Raw genomic sequence first — 22,249 nt, 5'->3', positions numbered from 1 at the left:
TCCGATGACCCGGCCCGGCTCAGTTTCTCGCACGCTCCGCTGCATTGCCATGACCTTGGCGATGCTGCTGCCGACGGCTGTACCGGCGGCGGCCAAAGGCGCGAAGCCTACGACTGACGGGCCGGCTACCTTCACCTTTACGGTGATCGGCAACGTGCCCGAGCGCGCCGAAGATGTCGCTCCCGCGCGCACGCTGCTGGACGCCATCGACGCCGAACACCCCGCCTTTGTCGTCCACCTGGGCAACCTCAAGGGCCGCGATGAATCGTGCTCCGACACGCTGCTCGAAGCCCGTCATGACCTGCTCGACAGCCTGATCGCCCCCGTCATCTACATCCCGGGCGACCACGACTGGAGCGACTGCCAACGCGCCGCCGCCGGGGGCTTCGACCCGGTGGAGCGCCTGTTGCGCCTGCGCGAGCTGTTCTACCCGGACGACAACACGCTCGGCCAGCGCACCATGACCGTCATGCGCCAGTCCGATCAGGCCAAGTTCCGCAGCTACCGCGAAAATACGCGTTGGGCGATGAACGACGTGCTGTTCGTCACCCTCAACGTGCCCGGCGACAACAACAACTACAAGATCGCAGGCGGACGCAACGGCGAATACGAAGATCGCCTCGAAGCCAATCGCCAGTGGTTAGCGCGCGCCTTTGCCGTCGCGCGTCAACGCAAGATGGCCGGCGTGGTCATCATGATGCAGGCCGATCCGCTTTTCGAAGACGGCTGGGAGCGGCGCCACGCGCTCAACCTATTCGACGGCTTGCTGCGGCGCCGCTCGCATGACGGCTACCTGGCACTCAAGCGCCAGTTGCGAACGCTCACGCGCGAGTACGACGGCGCCGTCCTACTCATCCACGGCGCCGGCCAGACTTTCATGCTCGACCGCCCGCTCAAGGACGAAAACGGCCGCCCGGACTCGCACGTCATGCGCGCCCGGACCTACGGTTCGCCAGTGCTTGATCGCTGGCTGGAAGTGTCCGTCACACCAGGCCACTCGCCGCTGTTTCATCTCCGCAGCCGTCGCCTCGACAACACCCCTGCCCCGGCGCCGGAAATCGCGCCAGCGCCGGTGCAATAAAAAACGGGAGCCGAAGCTCCCGTTCTTGCATCTCGATGGACTTGCCGATCAGTGCAGCGTGTGCGGCTTGTCGTCTTCGTCCTCGTCCACCACTTCAAGGCCGTTTTCACCGTGCACGTGGCCGTGCTCGATTTCTTCAGCGGTGGCTTCACGAACTTCCGTGACCTTCAGGTCAAAGCGCAGCGCCATGCCGGCCAGCGGGTGGTTGCCATCCAGCACGACCTTGTCTTCCGCCACGTCGGTGACGGTGTAGACGATGGCGTCTTCCTCATCGCCATCTTCAGGCACTCCCTCGAACTGCATGCCAACTTCGAGCGGTTCCGGAAAGCGATCACGCGGCTCGATCTTGATCAGCTCTTGATCGTAGTCACCGAAAGCGTCGTCCGGCTCGAGCTGCAGTTTGGTCTCAAAGCCTTGCTCCTGGCCGTCCAGCGCTTCCTCGATTTTGGGGAACGTGCCATCATAGCCGCCGTGCAAATACACCATCGGCTCATCGGATTCCTCGATGACGTTGCCCTGCGCGTCGGACAGTTTGTAAGCCACCGACACCACCGTATTCTTCGCGATTTTCAATTGCGCACTCCATGAACGAAGTCCCATTATACGCTGCCGATGGCGGCGTCCAACCCGCTCTTCCGCTAGAGCGCCCAGCGCAACTCCTCGGCGGGCTGTCGCCGCGCGATTTCATGCGCACGCACTGGCAGAAAAAACCTCTGCTGATCCGGCAGGCACTATCCCCGGAAGAGATGCGTGCACTGCACTTTCCGCTATCGCCGGAACGTGTCCTTGCCCTGGCGGAGCGCCCCGATGTCGAGTCCCGCCTGATCGCGCAATCGCGCGGGCGCTGGTCGTTCAACCACGGCCCCTTCGACGAACGCCCGCTGCCTTCACGCAAGACGCGCAACTGGTCGGTGCTTGTGCAAGGCGCAAACCTCGTCGAGCCCGCGGTTGAAGCGCTCATGCAGCGTTTCCGATTCATTCCCGACGCGCGGCTCGATGACGTGATGATCAGCTTCGCCACTGACGGCGGCGGCGTCGGCCCTCACTTCGATTCGTACGACGTGTTCCTGCTGCAGGCGCACGGCAAACGCCGCTGGCGCATTTCCGCCCAGGACGATCTCACGCTCGTCCCCGATCTGCCGCTCAAAATCCTGGCCAACTTCCAGCCGGAAGAGGAGTTTGTGCTCGAGCCCGGCGACATGCTGTATCTGCCCCCGCACTACGCACACGATGGCGTGGCCGAGGGCGACTGCATGACGTACTCGATTGGTTTCCGCTCACCCTCGTACCGCGAGCTGGCCGGCCACTTCCTGGGCTTCCTGTCGCAAACGCTGGAAGACGACCCCAACTTCGAAGGCCGTTACGCCGACCCCGAACAGAAACCCACGGCTCGCCCCGGCGAACTACCGGCTGCCATGGTCAAAGCCCTCGCCCAGAAACTCAACGCGTTGCGCTGGACGCCTGAACTCGTTGGTGAATTCCTCGGCGCGTACCTTTCCGAGCCCAAGGATCACGTCGACTTCATAACGCAACCCCGTTTGCCGCTCGCCCGCTTCACAGCGCGCGCGCGCAAGGAAGGCATCGTGCTCGACGCGCGCACGCAGGCGCTGTATGACGCGCACCGATTCTGGATCAACGGCGATACGTTCGAGCCTTCGGGAACGTTGCTTGCGTGGCTTTCCGCGTTGGCGGACGCACGTCGTGCGAGCGCTGCTTCCGTCGATGCGGCGGCCGGCTTGCCGGATCTGATGGATACGCTGCATGCATGGTACGAAGAAGGCTGGCTGAGGCTGGCTGGACCGGGACAGCGATAATTCCGCGCTGAAACAGATCGTTACAAAAGCGTCTGAATCGCACGTGCGTCAGCCCCGACTCCGCTACACATGGTAGGTAAAGGTCGCTATAATCCGACGCTAGCTTGCAGGCCGAGCAGCCCTCGTGCGACTTGGCTGCCAGCATAGAAGAAGGTGTAGTACCTGAGCGATAATTACCGGTAATTATTCATCGCCTTTCTGTTGTCCGCTTTCCAATATTCAGTTTAAGGATCGAAAAAATGAAAAAGTCTCTCCTGATCGCCTCGCTGATGGCTGCTGTGGCTCTGGCTGCTTGCGGTAAGAAGGAAGAAGCCGCTGCTCCGGCTGCTGCTCCGGAAGCTTCGGCTCCGGCCGCTGCTGCTCCGGCTGCTTCGGACGCCGCTGCTGCTCCGGCTGCTTCGGACGCCGCTGCTGCTCCGGCTGCTTCGGACGCTGCTGCATCGGCTCCGGCTGCTGACGCTTCGGCCCCGGCTGCTAAGCAATAATCGCGTTTCTCGCGAGACAAAAAGGCCGACTCTCGAGTCGGCTTTTTTTATGGGCGCAATCTGGCGCTGGAGCATCCGGGCAGCAATCGCGCTGCCCCTCTGCCATTCAAAGTTGTTTCTGAATCTTACAAGCTGCTTCGATCGGTCCTGCTGCATTCATACGGTGCGCCAGAGCAAGCCCTCTTCCTGATCCGCAATCGGCACGTCTTCAACACTGGCCCCCAGCGGCACTGCGAGCGCCTCAGCGGCCAATAGCGGCGTGTTGTTTTGCTTGGACAGATGCGCCGCCACGACCGTATGCAAGGCGTCGTGGCGCACGCGGGTAAGGATCGCGGCGGCAATGTCATTGGCCAGGTGGCCAAAATCCCCACCGATACGACGCTTCAATGACCAGGGATAGGCTGAGTTGGCCAGCATCTCCCGGTCGTGATTGCATTCGAGCACGAGGGCGTGCATGCCCGTCAGATGGGTGCAGAGGTATTCCGTCGACATGCCGGCATCGGTCAGCACACCTAGGCGCCGTGCACCGTCATTGAAAACAAACTGCAGCGGCTCCCGCGCGTCATGCGGTACGGTGTACGGCAAGATTTGCAGATCGCCAACACAGAACATATCGTCGGCGCGGCAGAAACGCACGGCCGCACGGTCAGCGCCGCGCAGGTTTTCCGTGGCTCGATACGTGCCGTGGCTGGTCCAGACGGGGATATTGAATTTGGCAGCAACCGCATAGGCGCTGCCAACGTGATCGCTATGCTCGTGCGTAACGAGGATGGCGTTGAGGGATTCCGGCGCACAGTCCAAGCGTTCGAGCCGTCGAACGGTCTCGCGGATACCAAATCCGCAATCCAGAAGGATGCGCGTGCACGTTGCTCCGCTCGCGGATTCGACGAGCAGCGCATTCCCTTCACTGCCGCTGCCAAGGCTGGCGAATCTCAGTGTCATCGCCCACCCAGGCAGCCGTACTGCATGATGCTGATTACCGCAGTTGCTCGTCGAGCAGCGACAGGATGCGCTTGCCGATGTCGCCGGTCTGCGCGGAGCCATCGTCGTTCTGCACAAGCACCGTCGACGACGTGCCTGCGTCCTTCACAACCACGCGGTAACGCTTGGCGCGCTTGAGGTCTTCGATCTTCGTGCCCGAGAACAGGCGCGAGAAGAAGCCCGGCGCGTTGGCTTCGGCACGCGTATCAGCGTAGCGGACAAAGTACACGCCTTGCGAGCGGTCGCGATCATCCACGGTGAAGTTCACACGGTCCAGCGCCAGGCCCACGGTACGCCAGGCGCGATCAAAGGGCTCCGGCACCTGCAGGACCGGCTGGCCATTCGATTGCGTCAGCAGCGACGGGCCGGTACGCGGGGCCGGTTCAGCCTTCGTGCCGTCTTGCACCGGATGCGCAGCCTGCGTTTGCGCAAGCTTCTGCTGCGCGGCTTCCTTGCTGGCGCCCAGACGCTGCATCAGGCGGGAGAGGAATTCGGCCTCGAGTTCGGGATCGGCCGGACGCGGTGTCCACACAGTCTGGTCCTTGGACGAACCGACCAGTTGTTCCTGGGCGCCGCGGTGCGAGATGTAGACCTCGACCGAACCATTCGGCCCCTTCTCGATGCGGGTGCGGAACTTGTCGCGCTCCGACGTCGAGTACAGGCCATCGAACACCTTGCCGACGGTGCGACGGATGATGTCCTGCGGGATCTTCGCGCGGTTTTCGGCCCAGTCGGTTTCCATGATGCCGGTCTCGGGCGAATCGATCACCAGCAGGAAGCCCAGTTCTTGCCAGAAGGTGCGCAATTGCGGCCACAGAGCATCTGGCGTGGTCTTCACGACCAGCCAGCGCTGATTGCCATCACGCTCGATGCGCATGTCGGACACGGCGGGCAGCACGTTGTCGGTGCCCGAGCCAGGCGTCGTCACCTTGGGCGCCGTCGACGTGTAGGCCGACAGCGTGGTGGTGCCCGTATCCGGCGCAGCATAGCGGCGGTCGGCCTGGATGCCGGTCAGGTCGGGCGGGACTTCAAGCGTCGGGCCCTTCTTGGCCTGCGATTTGTAATCGATGCGGTCCGGCTGCATCGCCTCATTGACGGTATCGCAACCGGAAATCAGGGCAACCGACAGAGCGGCCAGCAACAGTTGAGCGGACGTCGCCACAGCCCCGCGACGGGTTTGGTGCAGTTTCATTGACTTGCGATCCTTCAGATGAGAACGATGGCTTAAGGGCCCAGAAGCGTCTGGAGGGGCCTTGAAACAATCAGGAGAGCAGCCCGGCATCCTTCAGGGATGCGCGCACAACCTCGTGATACTGGGGTGCCAGCGGCGTCAACGGCAGGCGGATGCCGCCTTCCATCTTGCCCATGGCCTGGAGAGCCCACTTGACGGGAATCGGATTCGACTCGACGAACAGGTTCTTGTGCACCGACAGCAATTGCATGTGAATGCGGCGAGCCGTTTCCACGTCACCACGCATGGCAGCTGCGCACAGTTCGTGCATGGCACGCGGCGCCACGTTGGCTGTCACGGAAATATTGCCGTGGCCGCCCAGCAGCATCAGCGCGATGGCCGTCGGGTCATCCCCGCTATAAATCTTGAACGAGGCCGGTGCGCCCTTGATGAGGTGCGCAGCGCGGTCGATGTTGCCAGTGGCTTCCTTCACGCCGATGATGCCCGGCACTTCGGCCAGGCGCAGCATGGTTTCGACCGTCATATCGGCCACCGTGCGGCCCGGCACGTTGTACAGAATGACCGGCAGATCCACCGACTCGGCTACCTTGCGGAAGTGCAGGTACATCCCTTCCTGCGTCGGCTTGTTGTAGTACGGCACGACCTGCAGGGACGCATCAGCGCCCACCTGTTTGGCATAGGCCGTCAGCTCGACGGCCTCGGTGGTGGAGTTACCGCCGGTGCCGGCAATGATGGGGATGCGCTTATTGGCCTGTTCAACCGCCACGCGGATCAGCTCACGGTGCTCTTCCACCGACACGGTCGGCGATTCGCCGCTGGTGCCGACGATCACGATGCCGTCGGTGCCTTCGGCGATGTGCCAGTCGATGAGCTTGCGCAGGGACGGAAAATCAAGGCTGCCGTCCTCGTGCATGGGCGTGACGATGGCGACGAGACTGCCGGAAATCTGGATCATGGTTTCGAAAGCAGACAAAAGCGTGAACGTAAACAGTCGGATTGTACCGGATCGTCAGAACGGATTCGCCACATCTGAGACCCGCCAAGAGACGGGTAAGCCGCCGTCCTCAGCAACTTCAAAGTGCGTAGCGCGGCGCAACCGACCCGGCCGGCTCGCGAACCGCGCAAACCCGCTGCACGTAAGCTTCTCGCGGCGATGCGAGAAAACCGTCCTCATAGCCGATCACCCGCAGTTGGCCGCGCACGGCATCGAGCAATTCGCCCGGCGCCAGCAGGAATGCCGGATTGGACGGCTTCCCGACGGTTTCGTTTCCGACGGCGAAGGTTTCGTAGATCAGCCGGCCGCCCGGCGCGACGGATGCCAGCAAACGCGGCCAGAGCGGTCGGTGCAAATAATTCGTGACGACGACGGCATCGAAAGTGGCCCCGGCGGGCAACGGCCACGGGTTCCCTTCGATGTCAGCGACGATGGTTTGGGCGACGCCCGCGAGGCCCGAAAGCGCTGCCGCGTCACGGTCAATGCCCGTCACTTGCAGACCGCGTGCAGCAAGCCAACGTGCGTGCCGGCCGCTGCCGCAAGCCACATCCAGTACGGAGGCGCCGGCCGGCAGTTCAGCCGCCCAACGCGCCACCCACGGTGACGGCGCAGCAAGCGTGTGCGGATCCAAGGCGACAGCAGACATCAACGGCCCATCAGCTATACGTCAGACCCATCGCCTCGCGCACCTCGCGCATGGTCTCTTGCGTGACCTTACGCGCGTTATCACAGCCATCTGCGATGATGGCGCGCAGCAATGACGGATCGTCCATGTATTTCTGGGCGCGTTCGAGCATCGGCTGTTGTTCGCGCAGAATGCCCTCGATCACGGGCTGCTTGCATTCCAGGCAGCCGATGCCGGCGCTGCGGCAGCCCTTCTGCACCCACTCTTTCGTGTCGGCGTCGGAGTAGACCTGGTGCAGTTGCCAGACCGGGCACTTGTCCGGATCGCCCGGATCGGTGCGGCGCACGCGAGCCGGGTCGGTCGGCATGGTGCGGACCTTTTTCTCCACGGTTTCCTTGTCCTCGCGCATGCGAATCGTGTTGCCGTAGGACTTGGACATCTTCTGGCCGTCGAGGCCGGGCATGCGTGACGCCTCGGTCAGCAGGACCTGCGGCTCGGGCAGGATGATCTTGCGGGCACCTTCCAGGTAGCCGAACAAGCGTTCGCGGTCGCCCATCGAGAGGCTCTGCGACTCGGCCAGCAGTGCGCGAGCCTGCTCCAAAGCCTCGTCTTCACCACGTTCCTGATACGCGGTGCGGAGTTCCAGATACAGCTTGGCGCGCTTGCCGCCGAGCTTCTTGGCCGCTTCCAGCGCTTTCTCTTCGAAGCCCAGTTCGCGGCCATAGAGGTAGTTGAAGCGGCGGGCAACTTCGCGCGTCATCTCGACGTGCGGCACCTGGTCTTCGCCCACGGGGACGAAGCCGGCGCGGTAGATCAAGATGTCTGCGGCTTGCAGCAGAGGGTAGCCGAGGAAGCCGTAGGTGGAGAGATCCTTCTCCTTGAGCTTCTCGATCTGGTCCTTGTACGTCGGCACGCGTTCAAGCCAGCCCAGCGGTGTGCCCATCGAGAGCAACAGGAACAGCTCGGCGTGCTCGGGCACACGGCTCTGGATGAACAGCGTGGACTGCGTCGGATCGACGCCGGCAGCGAGCCAGTCGATCAACATTTCCCACACCGATTCCGCGATCACCTCGGGTGACTCGTAGTGCGTGGTCAGCGCATGCCAGTCGGCGACGAAGAAGAAGCACGGGTACTCGGCCTGCAGCCGGACCCAGTTTTTCAAGACGCCGTGGTAATGCCCCAGGTGCAGAGCACCGGTCGGACGCATGCCGGAGAGAACGCGGTCAGGAAACATGTGGGAAATGGAGTTGAAGACTCAGGAAAACAGCATCTGCAGCGGACTCAGAATCCACTGCAGCAGTTGAAACAGCAGCGCCATGATTGGGCGCATCCAGACATTGGTGATGACGTTGGAAATGATCAACGCCATCACGATGAAGAAGCCGAACGGTTCGATACGCGACAGACCGAGCGCCATCCGAGGTGGCAAGAGTGCTGCCAGCACGCGCCCGCCATCGAGCGGCGGCAGCGGAAACATGTTGAACGCCGCCATCACCATATTGACGAGAATGCCAGCGCGCGCCATGCCGATCAGGAACGGCTCGTTCACCCCGCCCATCGCGAACACAACCGCCAGCACGCCCCAGAAGATCGCCTGGCCAAAGTTGGTGGCCGGCCCTGCCAGCGCCACCCACATGCCATGCCAGCGCGGATCACGCAGACGGCCGAAGCGCACCGGCACCGGCTTGGCATAGCCGAACACGAAAGCGCCTTTGGTTGCGAAATACAGCAGCAGCGGCATCGCAATCGTGCCGATGGGATCGATGTGCCGCAGCGGATTGATGCTGACGCGGCCCATGACATAGGCTGTATCGTCGCCGAAATGCTTGGCGACATAGCCATGCGCCGCCTCATGCAGCGTGATGGCAAACAGGACGGGAATCGCGTAAACCGCGATGTTCTGGATCAATGTGGGGTCCATAGGCGGGCTATTGTAGCAAGCGCGCGCCGCGGCACGGTGCCACCCGTAGCGCGCGCCAAGGGCTCGCCTACAGGCCCACGCGGGCCGGATCGCCCCGGCCTTGGCGCACAAGTTCGGGCTCGCCGCTCGTCAGGTCGATGACGGTGGTGGGTTCGGCCGGGGCCGGGCCGCCGTCGATGACGAGTTCGAGCTGCTTTTCGAGCCGATCGCGAATGGTCTCGGCCTCGTTGAGCGGCTCGTCGTCACCGGGCAGTTGCAGCGTGGCCGAGAGCAGCGGCTCACCCAACTCCGCCATCAGCGCCAGCGGAATCGCGTGTTCCGGCACGCGCAGACCGATGGTCTTGCGCGACGGGTGCGAAAGCCGGCGCGGCACTTCCTTGGTGGCCTCCAGCAGGAAGACGAACGGCCCCGGCGTCGCCGCCTTCAGCACGCGGTACTGCTTGTTGTCGACGCGCGCAAACGTGGCCAGCTCGGAAAGGTCGCGGCACATCAGCGTGAGATGGTGCTTCTCGTCGATGCCGCGCACGCGGCGCAGGCGTTCGACGGCTGATTTGTCGTCCAGATGGCAGGCGAGCGCGTAGCAGGAATCGGTGGGCAGCGCGACAAGGCCGCCAGCGCGGATGATCTCCACGGCCTGGCGAATCAAGCGCCCTTGCGGCGTGGTCGGGTGAATCTGGAAGAACTGGGACATGGCAGCCGCGCGCTCAGGACATCCACCGGCTCCACACCGGCGTCAGATTGTCGGGCAGCGGCGGCAGCGTGCCGAGTTCGACGCGGCCCTCGCCCGGGCCGTGGAAGTCTGAACCGCGCGACGCCAGCAGGCCGTAACGGCGGGCCACGTCGGCGTACAGCGCGTATTGGTCGGGCGTATGGCTGCCGGTGACGACCTCGACGCCCTCGCCGCCTAGCGCCTTGAATTCATCAAACAGCGCACCGCGCTCGACCAGCGACAGGGTGTAGCGCCCTGGATGCGCCATCACCGCGACCCCACCCGCGCCCTTGATCCAATTGATCGCATCGGCCAAGCGCGCCCAGCGATGCGGCACGTAGCCCGGCTTTCCGTCGCCCAGGTAGCGATCAAACACGTCGTGGATGTCGCGGCAGTGCCCGTGCTCGACCAGGAAGCGGGCGAAATGGGTGCGCGAAACCATGTCGGGATTGCCGGCGTAGCGCAACGCACCTTCGTAGGCGCCTTCGATGCCGAGCTTGGCCAGCGCGGCGCTGATGTCTTCAGCACGCGCGCCGCGGCCGGAACGTGTGCGTTCCAGCCCCTGTACCAGATCAGCGTTATCCGGATCGATGCCAAGGCCGACGATGTGCAGCGTGCGTCCCGCCCAGGTAACCGAAATCTCTACGCCCGAGAGGTAATCCATGCCCAGCGCCGCTGCGGCCTCGCGCGCGGCGGCCTGCCCGCCCACTTCGTCGTGGTCGGTCAACGCCCAGAGCGTCACGCCGTGAGCAGCAGCACGGGCGGCCACTTCGTGCGGCGCGAGCATGCCATCCGACACCGTGGAATGGCAGTGCAGATCGGCATTTCGGGCGGAGGCGGCGGAGAGGTTTGGCATTCCGCCATTTTACTGCTGCGGCGCGCAACCGGGGGACCTCACCCCACTAAAGATCGGCATTCGGAAGACCCGACTGCCCGTGGCGGTGTTCGCGGCGCGGCGCTTGCTGCAGGCTATAGTGGCCGCATTGCTTCGTCCTCGACGCTTTGCCATGACTTCCGCCGCCACATCCCCCGCCGATATCCCTCAGCCCTTGCAGCAACGCATCGACGTGCTCATTGTGGGTGCGGGGCCAGTGGGCCTATTTGCAGCCTTTCAGGCCGGCGTGCTGGGCATGTCGTGTGTGCTGGTGGACGCATTGGACCGCCCGGGCGGCCAATGCACCGAGCTGTACCCGGAAAAACCGATCTACGACATCCCTGCGCTGGTTTCGTGTACGGCGCAGGAACTCGTCGACCGGCTGATGGCCCAGTGCGCGCCGTTCAACTACCCCATTCTCTGCGGTCGCCGCGCCGAAACCGTGGAAACGCTGGAAAGCGAGCACGGCCAGCGCTTTCGCATCACCACCAGCGCCGGCGACGTGTTCGACTGCGCCGCCGTGCTCATCACGGCAGGCAACGGCGCGTTCACCCCACAACGTGTGGCTTTGCCTGAAGCGGCCGCGCTGGAAGGTCGCCATCTGCACTATGCCGTGCGCGACACCGCGCGCTTCGCGGGCAAACGCGTCATCATCGCCGGCGGCGGAGATTCCGCGCTTGACTGGGCGCTCGCGCTGCGCAAAGTGGCCGCACGCGTGACGCTGGTCCATCGGCGAGAGGGCTTCCGCGCAGCCGATGCAAGCGTCGCTGAAATGCGCGCCGCCGTCACCGCCGGCGAAATGGATTTTGTGCTGGGCATGCTTTCGCGCCTGGACAGCACGCCGGACGGCACACTCACCGGCGCGGCCATCCGCGGGCGCGATGGCGAAACCGTGCTGCCCTGCGATGAACTGATCGCGCTGTATGGCTTGGTCTCCGAGCCCGGCCCGATTGTCAACTGGGGCGTGGAGATGCGCGCGGGCCGCATCACGGTGGAAACAACGGCTTACGAGACCTCGCGCCCGGGTGTGTTCGCGGCCGGCGACATCGCGCTGTATCCGAACAAGCAGAAGCTGATTCTGTCGGGCTTCCATGAGGTGGCGATGGCGCTGCGCCGCGCGTACCGCTACGCGAATCCGGACAAGACGCTCGTGCATACGCATTCGAGCAACGACGCGGGGCTGCAGACGAAGCTGCATGTGGCTGCGGAGTAAGTCACCCGCATGCGCGCGCCATCGCTCTACGAAACCGTGCTCGGCACGCGATACGCGCAACTGGCGCCGGCGGTGCAGACGTTTCACCGAATGACCGGCGCAGTGACGCTGCACGGCGAAGTTGAAACAGAGCCGCCCGCCTCGCGCCTCGCACGCGGGCTTGCCTGGTGCATCCGCACGCCGCGCACATCGACACGTGGCCCGATCCGAATCACGCTCAACGCCGCAGCCACGGAAGAAACCTGGACGCGCCATTTCCCGCACCACACGATGCGCTCAACGTTGTCGCTGCGTCAGGGTCGAATCACGGAGCGGCTCGGTGCGGTGCGTCTGTTCTTTGGGCTCGAAGCAGAGCACGGTGTGTTGCAAATGCGCCTGGTAGGCTTGCGCTTCCTCGGCATCCCCTGCCCAGCCTGGCTGCGGCCGGCCGTGTTGGCAGAGGAATCCGGCGAGGGTGACCGCTTCCATTTCAACGTACGCGCCAGCTTGCCCTTCTTGGGGGTAGTCGCGGCGTATCGAGGTTATCTAGACCTGACGACGATGGAGCGCGAATGATCGTTGTCTTCGACGCGCGCTGCCTGCTGTGCAGCACCCCATCTACCGTGCTCTTCGTGCGAGACGGCCGTGCGTGGCGTGAAAGCGCCGCCGTCCCGCGCATCCTGCCGCCGCCCGGCGCAGCACTGCGGTTTCTTGAATGAGCCTGCCGCTCAGCGCTGCAAGCAGAACTCTTCAATCAGCGCGGCCACCTGTTCCGGCTGGTCGTGATGCAGCATGTGCCCCGCGTCTGCAATCAGCACCTCTCGGAAATCAGGAAACGCAGCAAAGCGCGTCTTGAACTCGGCCAGCGGCACATCGCCTGCGATGGCCTTCAGCGTGGGTGAATCGACGGCCTCGACGTGCAGCACGGGCGCGGTAACACGGCGCCAGATTTCCATCACCTCATCCAGCCGGTAAAGCTGCGGATTGATGATTTTGTGCGCAGGATCGCCAAGGATCTCCCAGCGCCCTTCGGCGTTTTGGCTCGACCAGTGCTGCGCCAGAAATGCCGCCTTGTCGGCCGGCAGACGCGGGTTGGTCTTCTGCAGGCGCGCGGCGACGTCTTCAACGGTGGCGTAGGTGTTCAGGCGCGGCTTGTCCTTCAGCTCGTCGAGCCAACGCGCATAACGGCGCGGAGCCTGCGATGCCTTCGACGCCGACATGCCGAAGCCCTCCAGATCCACCACGCGCCGCACGCGCTCGGGCCGGATACCCGCGTACAGGCAAACCACGTTGGCGCCCAGGCTGTGCCCGACCAGCGTCACCTGCCCTTCCGGCTGGTAGTGATCGATGATGGCTTCGAGGTCGGCCACGTAATCGGCAAACCAATAGCTCTCGACGCCGGGGCCCTCGGTGGGCCGGGCGGTCTGGCCGTAGCCGCGCCAATCGGGCGCCACGATATGCCAGCGCTCGCGCAGCGCATCGACCAGAAACTGGAACGACGCCGACACATCCATCCATCCATGAAACAGGAACAGGATGGGCGCCCCGGGTTCGCCCCATTCGCGGATGTGATAGCGCAGGCCGCGCACGGGCAGATATGTCGAGCGGGAGGCCTGGCGCGCGGCAGGCTGTGTGGTGGAGTCCATGGTTTCCGTTAGCCAATAGAAATCGAACGATCGTTCTTTTTCCGAGGATTATAGCGGCGGATGGGCAACGCCGTGGCGCTTAGAACGAGGCTTCCAGCGCGGCAATTTCGTCGTCGTCGAAACCGGCCTGCCGGCGCGCCTCCAGGTTGAATGGCCCGCGCAAACGCGGTGCACCGTACTGCTCGGCCAGCTTGCGATACGTTGGCACGGGGTCCAGGCCGGCGCGCTCGCACAGCCAGCGGTACCAATGGTTGCCGACCGCCACGTGGCCGATCTCGTCACGCAGGATGATGTCGAGGATGCCAGCGGCCACCATATCGCCTGCCTGGGCCAGCTTGGCACGAATCGGCGGCGAGGCATCGAGCCCCCGCGCCTCCAACGTGCGCGGCACCAGCGCCATGCGCGCGAGCGGATCGGCGGCGGTTTTCTCCGTCATCTGCCACAAGCCGTCGTGGGCGGGGTGATCGCCGTAGCGGCAATCGAGCGTTGCCAGATGGGCGGCAAGCAGCGAAAAGTGCGTGGCCTCTTCGGCGGCCACGCGCGCCCAGTCCTGATAGAACGCCACGGGCATCCCCGCAAAACGCCACACGGCGTCGAGCGCAAGGTTGATGGCGTTGAATTCGATGTGCGCGAGCGCGTGCAGCAGCGCGCCCCGGCCACGTGGCGTATCGATCGCACGGCGCCGCGGAACCTCGGAAGGTGGCACGAGCACCGGCGCGTCTGGTCGGCCGGGGACACCGCCCTCCGGCGCCACCATGGACTCATCTATGCCCCAACTCGCGTCGTCGGCGCACTTGGCGCGCTCGCCCAGACGCAGCGTGGCGTCCACCTTGCTGACAGGATCTGTGAGACACAGCGCGGCCAAGGCAGCGTGGCGCAGCGTGTCGGAGGGCGTTTTGGGGCAGGGCTGCGAAGCGGTCATCAGCGTACAATTTGGACTTTCCGCCATTTTAATTCGACGCATCGGCCTGCCTCGCCCGGCAAGCTTGAAGACGCGCCCATTTTCCCCATCTACGCAGATTCTGGAGACCGATCGCATGGCCCTCTACCAACTCGGCGATGTTGCACCGACCATTGACGCAAACGCCTATGTGGCCCCGGAAGCCACCGTCATCGGCCGCGTGGAGCTGAAAGCACGCGCGAGCGTGTGGCCCGGCGCCGTCATCCGTGGCGACAACGAGCCGATTACCGTGGGCGAGGCCAGCAACGTGCAGGAAGGCTCGGTGCTGCACACCGACCCGGGCTGCCCGCTGAACATCGGCGACCGCGTGACGATCGGCCACCAGGCCATGCTGCACGGTTGCACAATCGGCGAAGGCTCGCTGATCGGCATCCAGGCGGTGGTGCTCAATCGCGCGGTGATCGGCAAGAACTGCCTGGTGGGCGCGGGCGCGATCGTCACCGAAGGCAAGGTCTTCGAAGATGGCACGCTCATTCTGGGTGCGCCCGCCAAGGCTGTGCGCAAGCTGACGGAAGACGACATCGCCAAGATGCACCTGAACACCGAAACGTATGCGGTGCGACAGGCGATGTACAAGCAGCAACTGAAACGGATCGATGGATGACTGACGAGCTGAAGAAATTTGTATTCGACGCCGCGCCCGTGCGCGGTGAACTGGTGCGCCTGGAAGGAACGTGGCAAGAGGTGCTGAGCCGCCGCCGCTACCCTGCCCCGGTCAGCACGCTGCTGGGCGAGATGATGGCTGCGGCCGCGCTGTTGTCTGCCAATCTGAAGTTCAACGGTGCGCTGGTCATGCAACTGCACGGCGACGGCCCGGTGCACATGATGGTCGTGGAGTGCAACTCCGACCTGTCGATGCGCGCCACCGCCAAGATTGCCGAAGGCGTCGAGATTGCCGACGACGCCACGTTGGCCACCATGGTCAACGTGCACGGCAAGGGACGCTTCGCCATCACGCTTGATCCGCAAGACAAGTTGCCGGGCCAGCAGCCGTATCAAGGCATCGTGCCCCTGTCGGACGAAAACGGGCCGCTTGCCAGCATCACCGAAGTGCTTGAGCACTACATGCAAAGCTCCGAGCAGCTCGACACGCGCCTGTGGCTGGCCGCCGACGGCAAGGTCGCGTCGGGCATGTTGCTGCAACGCTTGCCTTCGTATGGCGGTGCCATGGAAGGCCGCACGACCCACGTGCCTGCGCAAGTTGGCGAGACGGGCCAGCCGCTGCACCAGGACGTGCAGGAGCAAGACCTCGACACGTGGGAACGCGTTTGCCAGCTCGGCAAAACGCTGCGCCGCGACGAACTGCTCGAGCAGCCGATCGACACGCTCATCAAGCGCCTGTACTGGGAAGAAATGGAAGCGGCCGGCATTCGCATGTTCGAGCCGCAAACCCCGCGTTTCCGCTGCTCGTGCTCCCGACTGCGTGTGGGGTCCATGCTACGCACGCTGGGCCAACCCGAGGTCGACAGCATTCTGGAAGAACGCGGCAAGGTGGAAATCGATTGCGAATTCTGCGGCCAGCACTACAGCTTCGACGCTGTGGATTGTGCGCAGCTCTTTGCACAGGAGACCGTCGCGCAAGGCATCCAGGGCGCGTCCGAACAGCGTCATTGAACACGGCGACATAGTATGAAGTGCGCGTGGCGCCCGGCACTTATCGGCGCCGCCCACGCTCTAAGTCGTCAGTCTCTTCTTCTGCCGCTTGCTGCGGAGCGCCTCATGTCTGAGCTCACATCCCCGTCTTTGCGATCGTTGAACTTCTCTCGCGCTGGCGCGCTGGCGTTGCCGATTGCGGCGGCGCTGCTGGCGTCGGCCTGCGTAGCCGTGCCGCGCGGCCCGGGCGGTACGCCCTACACCGCCCGGCTGTCGGACGATACGCAGGCTGCGGCACCCGCACCGTTGTCGGCGGAAGACCGCAAGAAGCTGGATGCGCTGAATGCCAAGGCGCTGCGCGAATCGGATCAAGCCATCAGACGCGATGCCGAAGCGCGCGCCTATGCGGTCACGCCGTACTACGCGCCGTATCCGTACTACGGAGGCTATTCGGTGTACTACGGCAGCGGATGGCGGCACCGTGGCGGCTGGGGCGTCAGCTACGGGGCACCCGTCTGGGGCTATCCGTACTACTGGTAAATCCCGGAAATTGTCCTGAAGACGAGCGCATCTGCAGGATGCGTTCGCATAGCTGGCTCAGTGATGCGCCTGCTGGCCCGCCGGAGGGGGCGGCGGTGGCGGAGTTTCGCTGGTTTTCGGGGCTGGCGCGACGAACTGCACGAAGCCTTCGTCGTCCTTCACCATCCCCAGCTCATAGCGCGCGCGCTCTTCAATGGCGCCCGTGCCTTCCTTCAAATCCTTCACTTCGCCTTCGAGCTTGGTGTTGCGCTGCTTCAGTTCAGCGTTGCGCTGATTCTGCGCCGTCACCTGCTTCTGCATGTCCCACACGCGCAGCCAGCCGCCCTTGCCCAGCCAAAGCGGGTACTGGATAGCAAGCAGCAACAGCAGCAGGAACAGCGTAATCAGGCGCATAGAGACAAGCGTTGGCGGTACTCGGGCCCCAAATACCATGCGACCGCCAGAGCGGCGGTCGCACAGTCATGCGGAGCGAAACTGCGAGGGATTATCGCAGGTTATAGAACGCCGACTTGCCCGGGTAGCTGGCAATGTCACCAAGGTCTTCTTCGATACGCAGCAGCTGGTTGTACTTGGCCATGCGGTCCGAACGCGACAGCGAGCCGGTCTTGATCTGGCCAGCGTTCGTGCCAACGGCGATGTCGGCGATCGTGCTGTCTTCGGTTTCGCCCGAGCGGTGCGAAATCACAGCGGTATAGCCGGCGCGCTTGGCCATCTCGATGGCTGCGAACGTCTCGGTCAGCGTACCGATCTGGTTGATCTTGATGAGGATCGAGTTGGCGATGCCCTTCTCGATGCCTTCCTTCAGGATCTTGGTGTTGGTGACGAACAAATCGTCGCCCACCAGTTGGACCTTCTTGCCGAGCTTCTCGGTCAGCGTCTTCCAACCGGCCCAGTCGCTTTCATGCATGCCATCTTCAATCGACACGATCGGGAACTTGTCAGCCAGATTTGCCAGGTAGTTGGCGAAATCTTCCGACGACAACTGCAGGCCTTCGCCTTCAAGGTGGTATTTGCCGTCCTTGTAGAACTCGGAAGCGGCGCAGTCCAGCGCCAGCAGCACGTCTTCACCGGCCTTGTAGCCAGCTTGCTCGATGGCCGACAGGATCGTGTTCAGGCACTCTTCGTTGCTGGCGAAGTTCGGTGCGAAGCCGCCTTCGTCGCCCACGGCCGTGCTCATGCCCTTGTCAGCCAGGATCTTCTTCAGCGCGTGGAAGATCTCGGCGCCGCAGCGCAGGGCTTCGCGGAAGCTCGACTGGCCGACCGGCATCACCATGAATTCCTGGATGTCCAGGCTGTTGTTGGCGTGTGCGCCGCCGTTGACGATGTTCATCATCGGAACCGGCATCTGCATCGCACCCGAACCGCCGAAGTAGCGATACAGCGGCAGGCCGGCCTCTTCGGCTGCGGCCTTGGCCACGGCCATCGACACGGCCAGCATGGCGTTGGCGCCCAGGCGGCTCTTGTTCTCAGTACCGTCCAGATCGATCAGGGTGCGGTCCAGGAAAGCCTGTTCCGACGCGTCCAGGCCCATGATGGCCTCGGAGATTTCGGTGTTGATGTGCTCGACGGCCTTGAGCACGCCCTTGCCCAGGTAGCGCGACTTGTCGCCGTCACGCAGTTCAATGGCTTCGCGCGAGCCGGTGGATGCGCCCGACGGCACTGCGGCACGGCCCATTACGCCCGATTCCAGCAGCACGTCGCATTCGACAGTCGGATTGCCGCGCGAGTCCAGCACTTCGCGACCGATGATATCTACGATGGCACTCATGTAATCCCTCTTGGTTTTCTAAAGCAGGTAAGGCAGCGGTCGGCGGGCTCAGACGCCCTCGACCACGATCATGTTCATCTTGGCGGCCTTGGCGCGCGCATCACGCGCGGCACGATATTCTTCGCTGTCATGGAACGCTTTTGCGGCATCGTAGCTGGGGAATTTCAGTACGACGATACGTGTGGGGTTCCACTCGCCTTCCAGCGATTCGGTCTTGCCGCCGCGCACCAGCGGCTCCGCGCCATGAGCTTGCATGGCCTTGGTCGACAGCACTTTGTATTGTTCGTATTGCACGGGGTCTGTCACGTCCACGTACGCGAGGATGTAGCCAGCGGCCATGTGTCTCTCTCCAGAAGCTGCAACAAACGACGACGGCAGCATACGCTGCCGCCGGTCGGGTTGGGATCAGTCAATCAGTCGAACTGATTTTCCAGGAAACCGCTGCGCTTGGTGAGCACATCCAGTTCTTTCAGAACCGACAGCAAGTCTTTCATGCGGCGCAGCGGCACGGCATTCGGGCCGTCTGATTTTGCGCATGCGGGATCAGGATGCGTTTCCATGAAAACGCCCGACACGCCCACGGCGATGGCCGCACGGGCCAGCACCGGCACGAACTCGCGCTGGCCGCCCGAGCTGGTGCCCTGGCCTCCCGGCAATTGCACCGAATGCGTGGCGTCGAACACCACCGGCGCCCCCGTCTCGCGCATGATTGCCAGCGAGCGCATATCCGACACGAGGTTGTTGTAACCAAACGAGGCGCCGCGCTCGCAGGCCATGAAGTTGTCTTCCGGCAGGCCGGCCTCGCGGGCCGCGTGACGCGCCTTGTCGATGACATTCTTCATGTCGTGCGGCGCAAGGAACTGGCCCTTCTTGATATTGACCGGCTTGCCACTCTGCGCACAGGCACGGATGAAATCGGTCTGGCGGCACAGGAACGCCGGCGTCTGGAGCACGTCCACGACTTCGGCCACGGGCTTGATCTCGTCGATCTCGTGGATGTCGGTCAGCACCGGCACGCCCACCTGGCGGCGCACTTCCGCCAGAATGCGCAACCCCTCTTCCATGCCCAGACCGCGGAACGAGGCGTCCGACGAGCGATTCGCCTTGTCAAACGACGACTTGTAGATGAACGGAATGCCCAGCGCGCCCGTGATCTCCTTGAGCGTGCCGGCGGTGTCGATCGCCATCTGCTCGGACTCGATCACGCAGGTGCCGGCAATCAGGAAGAACGGTTTGTCGAGGCCGACTTCGAAATCGCAGAGTTTCATGATGTTCCCGTGTGCCGGCGCTTAGGCGACAGCGCGTTGCGTGTTCTGCTGGTGATGCGCCAGCGCGGCTTCCACGTAGGCCTTGAACAGCGGGTGGCCGTCACGCGGCGTCGAGGTGAATTCCGGGTGGAATTGCACGCCGACGAACCACGGGTGCATCGACGCCGGCAGCTCCATCATTTCCGGCAGGTTTTCCGACGGCGTGCGCGCGGAGATGATCATCCCGGCCTTTTCCAGCTGCGGCACGTAGTGGTTGTTCACCTCGTAGCGGTGACGATGGCGCTCGTTGACTTCCGCGCCATAGATTGCCGCTGCCTTGGTGCCGGATTGCACCGGCACGCGCTGCGAGCCCAGACGCATGGTGCCGCCCAGGTCGGAGTCGGCCGAGCGCTTTTCCACACGGCCATCGCGATCCAGCCATTCGGTGATGAGCGCGACCACCGGGTGTTCGGTCTCGTCGTTGAATTCAGTGCTGTTGGCGTCTTTCATGCCGGCCAGATGGCGGGCGAACTCGATCACGGCCAACTGCATCCCCAGGCAGATGCCCAGGTACGGCACGCACTTTTCGCGGGCGTACTGAATTGCTCGGATCTTGCCTTCCGTACCACGCTTGCCGAAGCCGCCCGGCACCAGAATCGCGTCCAGCGCGTCCAGCACCTGTGTATGGCCCGATTCCAACTCTTCGGAATCGATGTACTCGATATTGACGCGCGTCGAGGTATGCAGGCCGGCGTGGCGCAGCGCCTCGATCAGCGACTTGTACGACTCGGTCAGGTCAACGTACTTGCCGACCATGCCAATGGTGATCTCGTGCTGCGGATTTTCCAGCGTGTGCACCATATGCGCCCACACCGAAAGGTCTGCCGGCGGCGCTTCGATGCGCAGCTCTTCGCAGATGATGCGATCCAGCCCCTGCTCGTTGAGCATCTGCGGGATCTTGTAGATGGTGTCGACATCCCACACCGAGATGACCGCGTCCTGCGGCATGTTGGCGAAGAGCGAAATCTTCGCGCGCTCGTCGTCGGGAATCGGGCGGTCGGCGCGGCACAGCAGCGCGGTCGGCTGCACGCCGATTTCGCGTAGCTTCTGCACCGAGTGCTGGGTCGGCTTGGTTTTCAGCTCGCCAGCGCTGGCAATGAACGGCACCAGCGTCAGGTGTGCGAACGCCACCTGGTTACGCCCCAGGCGCAGGCTCATCTGACGCGCGGCTTCCAGGAACGGCAGCGATTCGATATCGCCCACCGTACCGCCGATTTCCACGATCGCCACATCGGCCTTGCCGTCGTGCGATGCCGCAGCACCGCGCTCGATGAACGCCTGGATTTCGTTGGTGATATGCGGAATGACTTGCACCGTCTTGCCGAGATATTCGCCGCGACGCTCCTTGCGGATCACGGATTCGTAAATCTGGCCCGTGGTGAAGTTGTTCGCCTTGCGCATCTTGGCCGAGACAAAGCGCTCGTAGTGACCAAGATCGAGGTCAGTTTCTGCGCCGTCCTCGGTCACAAACACTTCGCCGTGCTGGAACGGGCTCATCGTGCCCGGGTCGACGTTGATGTAAGGATCGAGTTTGAGGAGGGTGACTTTGAGGCCGCGCGACTCGAGAATGGCCGCGAGCGAGGCGGCGGCGATGCCCTTGCCGAGTGAGGACACTACGCCACCGGTAACGAATACGAACTTGGTCATGACCTAGCTTGCCGGGGAAAGCCGGATTATAGCAAAGGTCCCCTCTCCGATCCGTGACCGAACAGTGGAATTTGCCCCCGAGCAGCCTCGCCTATGCGGCGTGCCGCATGGCGCCTGCATTGGCGCGCATTTCGTTGATCAACTCGCGGATCAACTCAGCTGTTTCCAGCGGCTTTTCCATCGGATAAAGATGGCTGCCCTCGATCCAGCGCAGCCTGCTGCCGACGATGCGCCGGGTTGCACCTAGTCCGACCTGGCGAATCTCGCGCGAACGCGTGCCAGCCACAAAGCTGACCGGGAACGCCGTGCCGCCAGCGACCTTGCGCCCCATGTTGGTCGGCAATGTCCGATAGATTTGGTATTCGATTTCGCGCGAGAAGCGCAGTGTGCGCTCGCGGTCACGGCCCGTGGGCTCGGTGCCATGCTCGACATAGTCGCGCAACACCTCTTCGTCCCAACGATCGAACTTGCGCTTGGCCTTGAAGTGGCTCCAGACGGAGTCGAGATCGGGCCACAGATGGCGCCGGTTCTTCGTCGCTGCAGCAGGCGATTGGCTCTCGTCGATGTCCAGCCATTGCGCCACGCGCAGCAGCTTGGCGCGCCATCCGGCAATGATCGGCGAATCTAGCATCACGACGCCACGCACGCGCTCGGGCCGGCGCAGCGCCGCCATCAAACTCAAGAAGCCGCCCAGCGAATGACCCACCAGCCAGACCGGCTCGGCCTGCGCGTCGATTTCGGCGAGCAGCTCCTTCACCAGACCGGGCCACGAACGGGTCACTGGAAAACGCGGATCATGCCCAAAACGCTCCACGGCGCGGATGTCGAATTCGTCACCCAGCACGCCCAGCATCTTGCGATACGTTCCCACGGGAAAACCGTTGGCATGCGAAAAAAGCATCACATCACGCATCGCAGA

General features: G+C 63.6%; 26 protein-coding genes. 9 read left to right on the top strand and 17 right to left on the bottom strand.

The window, feature by feature from the left end:
• Positions 1-4: 4 nt before the first annotated feature.
• Positions 5-1,081, top strand: coding sequence for a metallophosphoesterase (locus NKG59_RS11560; RefSeq protein ID WP_253536847.1), 1,077 nt, complete (start codon positions 5-7; stop codon positions 1,079-1,081).
• A 48-nt stretch (positions 1,082-1,129) separates the two neighbouring features.
• Here NKG59_RS11560 and NKG59_RS11555 read toward each other — a convergent pair whose 3' ends face one another.
• On the bottom strand, positions 1,130-1,654 hold the full coding sequence (locus tag NKG59_RS11555; protein ID WP_004626161.1) for an FKBP-type peptidyl-prolyl cis-trans isomerase: 525 nt from the start codon (positions 1,652-1,654) through the stop codon (positions 1,130-1,132).
• 11 nt (positions 1,655-1,665) lie between these two features.
• On the opposite strand from NKG59_RS11555, the gene NKG59_RS11550 reads away from it, so the two are divergent.
• Positions 1,666-2,895 carry a ribosomal protein uL16 3-hydroxylase gene (locus NKG59_RS11550; RefSeq protein ID WP_253536846.1) on the top strand — a complete coding sequence of 410 codons (1,230 nt, stop codon included), beginning with the start codon at positions 1,666-1,668 and terminating at the stop codon, positions 2,893-2,895.
• Between the two features lie 239 nt (positions 2,896-3,134).
• Positions 3,135-3,380, top strand: a complete 246-nt coding sequence (locus tag NKG59_RS11545) for a hypothetical protein (RefSeq protein ID WP_253536844.1) — start codon at positions 3,135-3,137, stop codon at positions 3,378-3,380.
• A 156-nt stretch (positions 3,381-3,536) separates the two neighbouring features.
• Here the strand turns inward: NKG59_RS11545 and NKG59_RS11540 are convergent, their stop codons facing one another.
• The 8 genes from NKG59_RS11540 to NKG59_RS11505 form a co-directional block, all read right to left on the bottom strand.
• Entirely contained in the window at positions 3,537-4,322 is a 786-nt protein-coding gene (locus NKG59_RS11540; protein ID WP_253536842.1) for an MBL fold metallo-hydrolase, read from the bottom strand.
• A 34-nt stretch (positions 4,323-4,356) separates the two neighbouring features.
• On the bottom strand, positions 4,357-5,553 hold the full coding sequence (gene bamC / locus NKG59_RS11535; protein WP_253536840.1) for an outer membrane protein assembly factor BamC: 1,197 nt from the start codon (positions 5,551-5,553) through the stop codon (positions 4,357-4,359).
• 70 nt (positions 5,554-5,623) lie between these two features.
• On the bottom strand, positions 5,624-6,508 hold the full coding sequence (gene dapA, locus NKG59_RS11530) for a 4-hydroxy-tetrahydrodipicolinate synthase (RefSeq protein WP_253536838.1): 885 nt from the start codon (positions 6,506-6,508) through the stop codon (positions 5,624-5,626).
• 118 nt (positions 6,509-6,626) lie between these two features.
• Positions 6,627-7,193 carry a class I SAM-dependent methyltransferase gene (locus tag NKG59_RS11525; RefSeq protein WP_253536837.1) on the bottom strand — a complete coding sequence of 189 codons (567 nt, stop codon included), beginning with the start codon at positions 7,191-7,193 and terminating at the stop codon, positions 6,627-6,629.
• Positions 7,194-7,203: 10 nt separating this feature from the next.
• Positions 7,204-8,406, bottom strand: coding sequence for a tryptophan--tRNA ligase (locus NKG59_RS11520; protein WP_253536836.1), 1,203 nt, complete (start codon positions 8,404-8,406; stop codon positions 7,204-7,206).
• 21 nt (positions 8,407-8,427) lie between these two features.
• Positions 8,428-9,093: a site-2 protease family protein gene (locus NKG59_RS11515; RefSeq protein WP_253536835.1), complete on the bottom strand. Its 666-nt coding sequence runs from the start codon at positions 9,091-9,093 to the stop codon at positions 8,428-8,430.
• 67 nt (positions 9,094-9,160) lie between these two features.
• Positions 9,161-9,784, bottom strand: a complete 624-nt coding sequence (locus NKG59_RS11510; RefSeq protein ID WP_024976035.1) for an L-threonylcarbamoyladenylate synthase — start codon at positions 9,782-9,784, stop codon at positions 9,161-9,163.
• A gap of 13 nt (positions 9,785-9,797) precedes the next feature.
• Entirely contained in the window at positions 9,798-10,658 is an 861-nt protein-coding gene (locus NKG59_RS11505; RefSeq protein ID WP_253536834.1) for a 3',5'-nucleoside bisphosphate phosphatase, read from the bottom strand.
• 151 nt (positions 10,659-10,809) lie between these two features.
• On the opposite strand from NKG59_RS11505, the gene NKG59_RS11500 reads away from it, so the two are divergent.
• From NKG59_RS11500 to NKG59_RS11490, 3 genes are read left to right on the top strand one after another with little or no spacing between them, the layout of a single operon-like run.
• A complete protein-coding gene (locus NKG59_RS11500; RefSeq protein WP_253536833.1) occupies positions 10,810-11,889 on the top strand; it encodes an NAD(P)/FAD-dependent oxidoreductase in 1,080 nt (359 codons plus the stop codon).
• Positions 11,890-11,898: 9 nt separating this feature from the next.
• Positions 11,899-12,444, top strand: coding sequence for a DUF4166 domain-containing protein (locus NKG59_RS11495; protein WP_253536826.1), 546 nt, complete (start codon positions 11,899-11,901; stop codon positions 12,442-12,444).
• On the top strand, positions 12,441-12,587 hold the full coding sequence (locus tag NKG59_RS11490) for a hypothetical protein (RefSeq protein WP_156158389.1): 147 nt from the start codon (positions 12,441-12,443) through the stop codon (positions 12,585-12,587). Before NKG59_RS11495 ends, NKG59_RS11490 begins: the two co-directional genes overlap by 4 nt.
• A 9-nt stretch (positions 12,588-12,596) precedes the next feature.
• On the opposite strand, the gene NKG59_RS11485 is transcribed toward NKG59_RS11490, so the two are convergent.
• A complete protein-coding gene (locus NKG59_RS11485; RefSeq protein ID WP_253536824.1) occupies positions 12,597-13,514 on the bottom strand; it encodes an alpha/beta fold hydrolase in 918 nt (305 codons plus the stop codon).
• A gap of 79 nt (positions 13,515-13,593) precedes the next feature.
• Entirely contained in the window at positions 13,594-14,436 is an 843-nt protein-coding gene (locus NKG59_RS11480) for a ferritin-like domain-containing protein (protein ID WP_253536822.1), read from the bottom strand.
• A 115-nt stretch (positions 14,437-14,551) separates the two neighbouring features.
• On the opposite strand from NKG59_RS11480, the gene NKG59_RS11475 reads away from it, so the two are divergent.
• The 3 genes from NKG59_RS11475 (at position 14,552) to NKG59_RS11465 (ending at position 16,608) form a co-directional block, all read left to right on the top strand.
• Complete coding sequence (locus tag NKG59_RS11475) at positions 14,552-15,079, top strand: gamma carbonic anhydrase family protein (RefSeq protein WP_004626140.1); 528 nt, start codon at positions 14,552-14,554, stop codon at positions 15,077-15,079.
• On the top strand, positions 15,076-16,089 hold the full coding sequence (gene hslO / locus NKG59_RS11470; RefSeq protein ID WP_045204333.1) for an Hsp33 family molecular chaperone HslO: 1,014 nt from the start codon (positions 15,076-15,078) through the stop codon (positions 16,087-16,089). The genes NKG59_RS11475 and hslO overlap by 4 nt, the downstream gene beginning before the upstream one ends.
• A gap of 105 nt (positions 16,090-16,194) precedes the next feature.
• On the top strand, positions 16,195-16,608 hold the full coding sequence (locus NKG59_RS11465) for a hypothetical protein (RefSeq protein ID WP_253536820.1): 414 nt from the start codon (positions 16,195-16,197) through the stop codon (positions 16,606-16,608).
• Between the two features lie 57 nt (positions 16,609-16,665).
• On the opposite strand, the gene ftsB is transcribed toward NKG59_RS11465, so the two are convergent.
• The 6 genes from ftsB to NKG59_RS11435 all read right to left on the bottom strand — a co-directional run bounded on the left by ftsB (position 16,666) and on the right by NKG59_RS11435 (position 22,243).
• Entirely contained in the window at positions 16,666-17,001 is a 336-nt protein-coding gene (gene ftsB / locus NKG59_RS11460) for a cell division protein FtsB (RefSeq protein WP_024976044.1), read from the bottom strand.
• A gap of 91 nt (positions 17,002-17,092) precedes the next feature.
• Positions 17,093-18,376, bottom strand: a complete 1,284-nt coding sequence (gene eno / locus NKG59_RS11455) for a phosphopyruvate hydratase (RefSeq protein ID WP_045204335.1) — start codon at positions 18,374-18,376, stop codon at positions 17,093-17,095.
• Positions 18,377-18,424: 48 nt separating this feature from the next.
• Positions 18,425-18,715: a DUF1330 domain-containing protein gene (locus NKG59_RS11450; RefSeq protein WP_045204336.1), complete on the bottom strand. Its 291-nt coding sequence runs from the start codon at positions 18,713-18,715 to the stop codon at positions 18,425-18,427.
• A 74-nt stretch (positions 18,716-18,789) separates the two neighbouring features.
• Positions 18,790-19,644: a 3-deoxy-8-phosphooctulonate synthase gene (gene kdsA, locus NKG59_RS11445; protein WP_253536818.1), complete on the bottom strand. Its 855-nt coding sequence runs from the start codon at positions 19,642-19,644 to the stop codon at positions 18,790-18,792.
• 21 nt (positions 19,645-19,665) lie between these two features.
• Positions 19,666-21,330, bottom strand: coding sequence for a CTP synthase (locus tag NKG59_RS11440; protein ID WP_253536816.1), 1,665 nt, complete (start codon positions 21,328-21,330; stop codon positions 19,666-19,668).
• Positions 21,331-21,421: 91 nt separating this feature from the next.
• Positions 21,422-22,243 carry an alpha/beta fold hydrolase gene (locus tag NKG59_RS11435; protein WP_045204339.1) on the bottom strand — a complete coding sequence of 274 codons (822 nt, stop codon included), beginning with the start codon at positions 22,241-22,243 and terminating at the stop codon, positions 21,422-21,424.
• Positions 22,244-22,249 lie beyond the last annotated feature (6 nt).

It is taken from the genome of Ralstonia chuxiongensis (genome assembly GCF_024158925.1).
GTDB classification, from domain to species: Bacteria; Pseudomonadota; Gammaproteobacteria; order Burkholderiales; family Burkholderiaceae; genus Ralstonia; species Ralstonia chuxiongensis.
The sequence above is the reverse complement of the archived record's forward strand: the minus strand, read 5'-3'. Positions and strand labels throughout refer to the sequence as shown.

Excerpts from the sequence above, each read along its gene's own strand:
- NKG59_RS11520 (WP_253536836.1), bottom strand. The coding sequence starts at position 8,406 with ATGTTTCCTGACCGCGTTCTCTCCGGCATGCGTCCGACCGGTGCTCTG.
- ftsB (WP_024976044.1), bottom strand. The coding sequence starts at position 17,001 with ATGCGCCTGATTACGCTGTTCCTGCTGCTGTTGCTGCTTGCTATCCAG.
- NKG59_RS11510 (WP_024976035.1), bottom strand. The coding sequence starts at position 9,784 with ATGTCCCAGTTCTTCCAGATTCACCCGACCACGCCGCAAGGGCGCTTG.
- NKG59_RS11485 (WP_253536824.1), bottom strand. The coding sequence starts at position 13,514 with ATGGACTCCACCACACAGCCTGCCGCGCGCCAGGCCTCCCGCTCGACA.
- NKG59_RS11495 (WP_253536826.1), top strand. The coding sequence starts at position 11,899 with ATGCGCGCGCCATCGCTCTACGAAACCGTGCTCGGCACGCGATACGCG.
- NKG59_RS11505 (WP_253536834.1), bottom strand. The coding sequence starts at position 10,658 with ATGCCAAACCTCTCCGCCGCCTCCGCCCGAAATGCCGATCTGCACTGC.
- NKG59_RS11500 (WP_253536833.1), top strand. The coding sequence starts at position 10,810 with ATGACTTCCGCCGCCACATCCCCCGCCGATATCCCTCAGCCCTTGCAG.
- NKG59_RS11560 (WP_253536847.1), top strand. The coding sequence starts at position 5 with ATGACCCGGCCCGGCTCAGTTTCTCGCACGCTCCGCTGCATTGCCATG.
- hslO (WP_045204333.1), top strand. The coding sequence starts at position 15,076 with ATGACTGACGAGCTGAAGAAATTTGTATTCGACGCCGCGCCCGTGCGC.
- eno (WP_045204335.1), bottom strand. The coding sequence starts at position 18,376 with ATGAGTGCCATCGTAGATATCATCGGTCGCGAAGTGCTGGACTCGCGC.
- NKG59_RS11545 (WP_253536844.1), top strand. The coding sequence starts at position 3,135 with ATGAAAAAGTCTCTCCTGATCGCCTCGCTGATGGCTGCTGTGGCTCTG.
- NKG59_RS11540 (WP_253536842.1), bottom strand. The coding sequence starts at position 4,322 with ATGACACTGAGATTCGCCAGCCTTGGCAGCGGCAGTGAAGGGAATGCG.
- NKG59_RS11435 (WP_045204339.1), bottom strand. The coding sequence starts at position 22,243 with ATGCGTGATGTGATGCTTTTTTCGCATGCCAACGGTTTTCCCGTGGGA.
- NKG59_RS11515 (WP_253536835.1), bottom strand. The coding sequence starts at position 9,093 with ATGGACCCCACATTGATCCAGAACATCGCGGTTTACGCGATTCCCGTC.
- NKG59_RS11550 (WP_253536846.1), top strand. The coding sequence starts at position 1,666 with ATGAACGAAGTCCCATTATACGCTGCCGATGGCGGCGTCCAACCCGCT.
- NKG59_RS11490 (WP_156158389.1), top strand. The coding sequence starts at position 12,441 with ATGATCGTTGTCTTCGACGCGCGCTGCCTGCTGTGCAGCACCCCATCT.
- NKG59_RS11525 (WP_253536837.1), bottom strand. The coding sequence starts at position 7,193 with ATGTCTGCTGTCGCCTTGGATCCGCACACGCTTGCTGCGCCGTCACCG.
- bamC (WP_253536840.1), bottom strand. The coding sequence starts at position 5,553 with ATGAAACTGCACCAAACCCGTCGCGGGGCTGTGGCGACGTCCGCTCAA.
- NKG59_RS11450 (WP_045204336.1), bottom strand. The coding sequence starts at position 18,715 with ATGGCCGCTGGCTACATCCTCGCGTACGTGGACGTGACAGACCCCGTG.
- NKG59_RS11440 (WP_253536816.1), bottom strand. The coding sequence starts at position 21,330 with ATGACCAAGTTCGTATTCGTTACCGGTGGCGTAGTGTCCTCACTCGGC.
- NKG59_RS11465 (WP_253536820.1), top strand. The coding sequence starts at position 16,195 with ATGTCTGAGCTCACATCCCCGTCTTTGCGATCGTTGAACTTCTCTCGC.
- NKG59_RS11475 (WP_004626140.1), top strand. The coding sequence starts at position 14,552 with ATGGCCCTCTACCAACTCGGCGATGTTGCACCGACCATTGACGCAAAC.
- NKG59_RS11480 (WP_253536822.1), bottom strand. The coding sequence starts at position 14,436 with ATGACCGCTTCGCAGCCCTGCCCCAAAACGCCCTCCGACACGCTGCGC.
- kdsA (WP_253536818.1), bottom strand. The coding sequence starts at position 19,644 with ATGAAACTCTGCGATTTCGAAGTCGGCCTCGACAAACCGTTCTTCCTG.
- dapA (WP_253536838.1), bottom strand. The coding sequence starts at position 6,508 with ATGATCCAGATTTCCGGCAGTCTCGTCGCCATCGTCACGCCCATGCAC.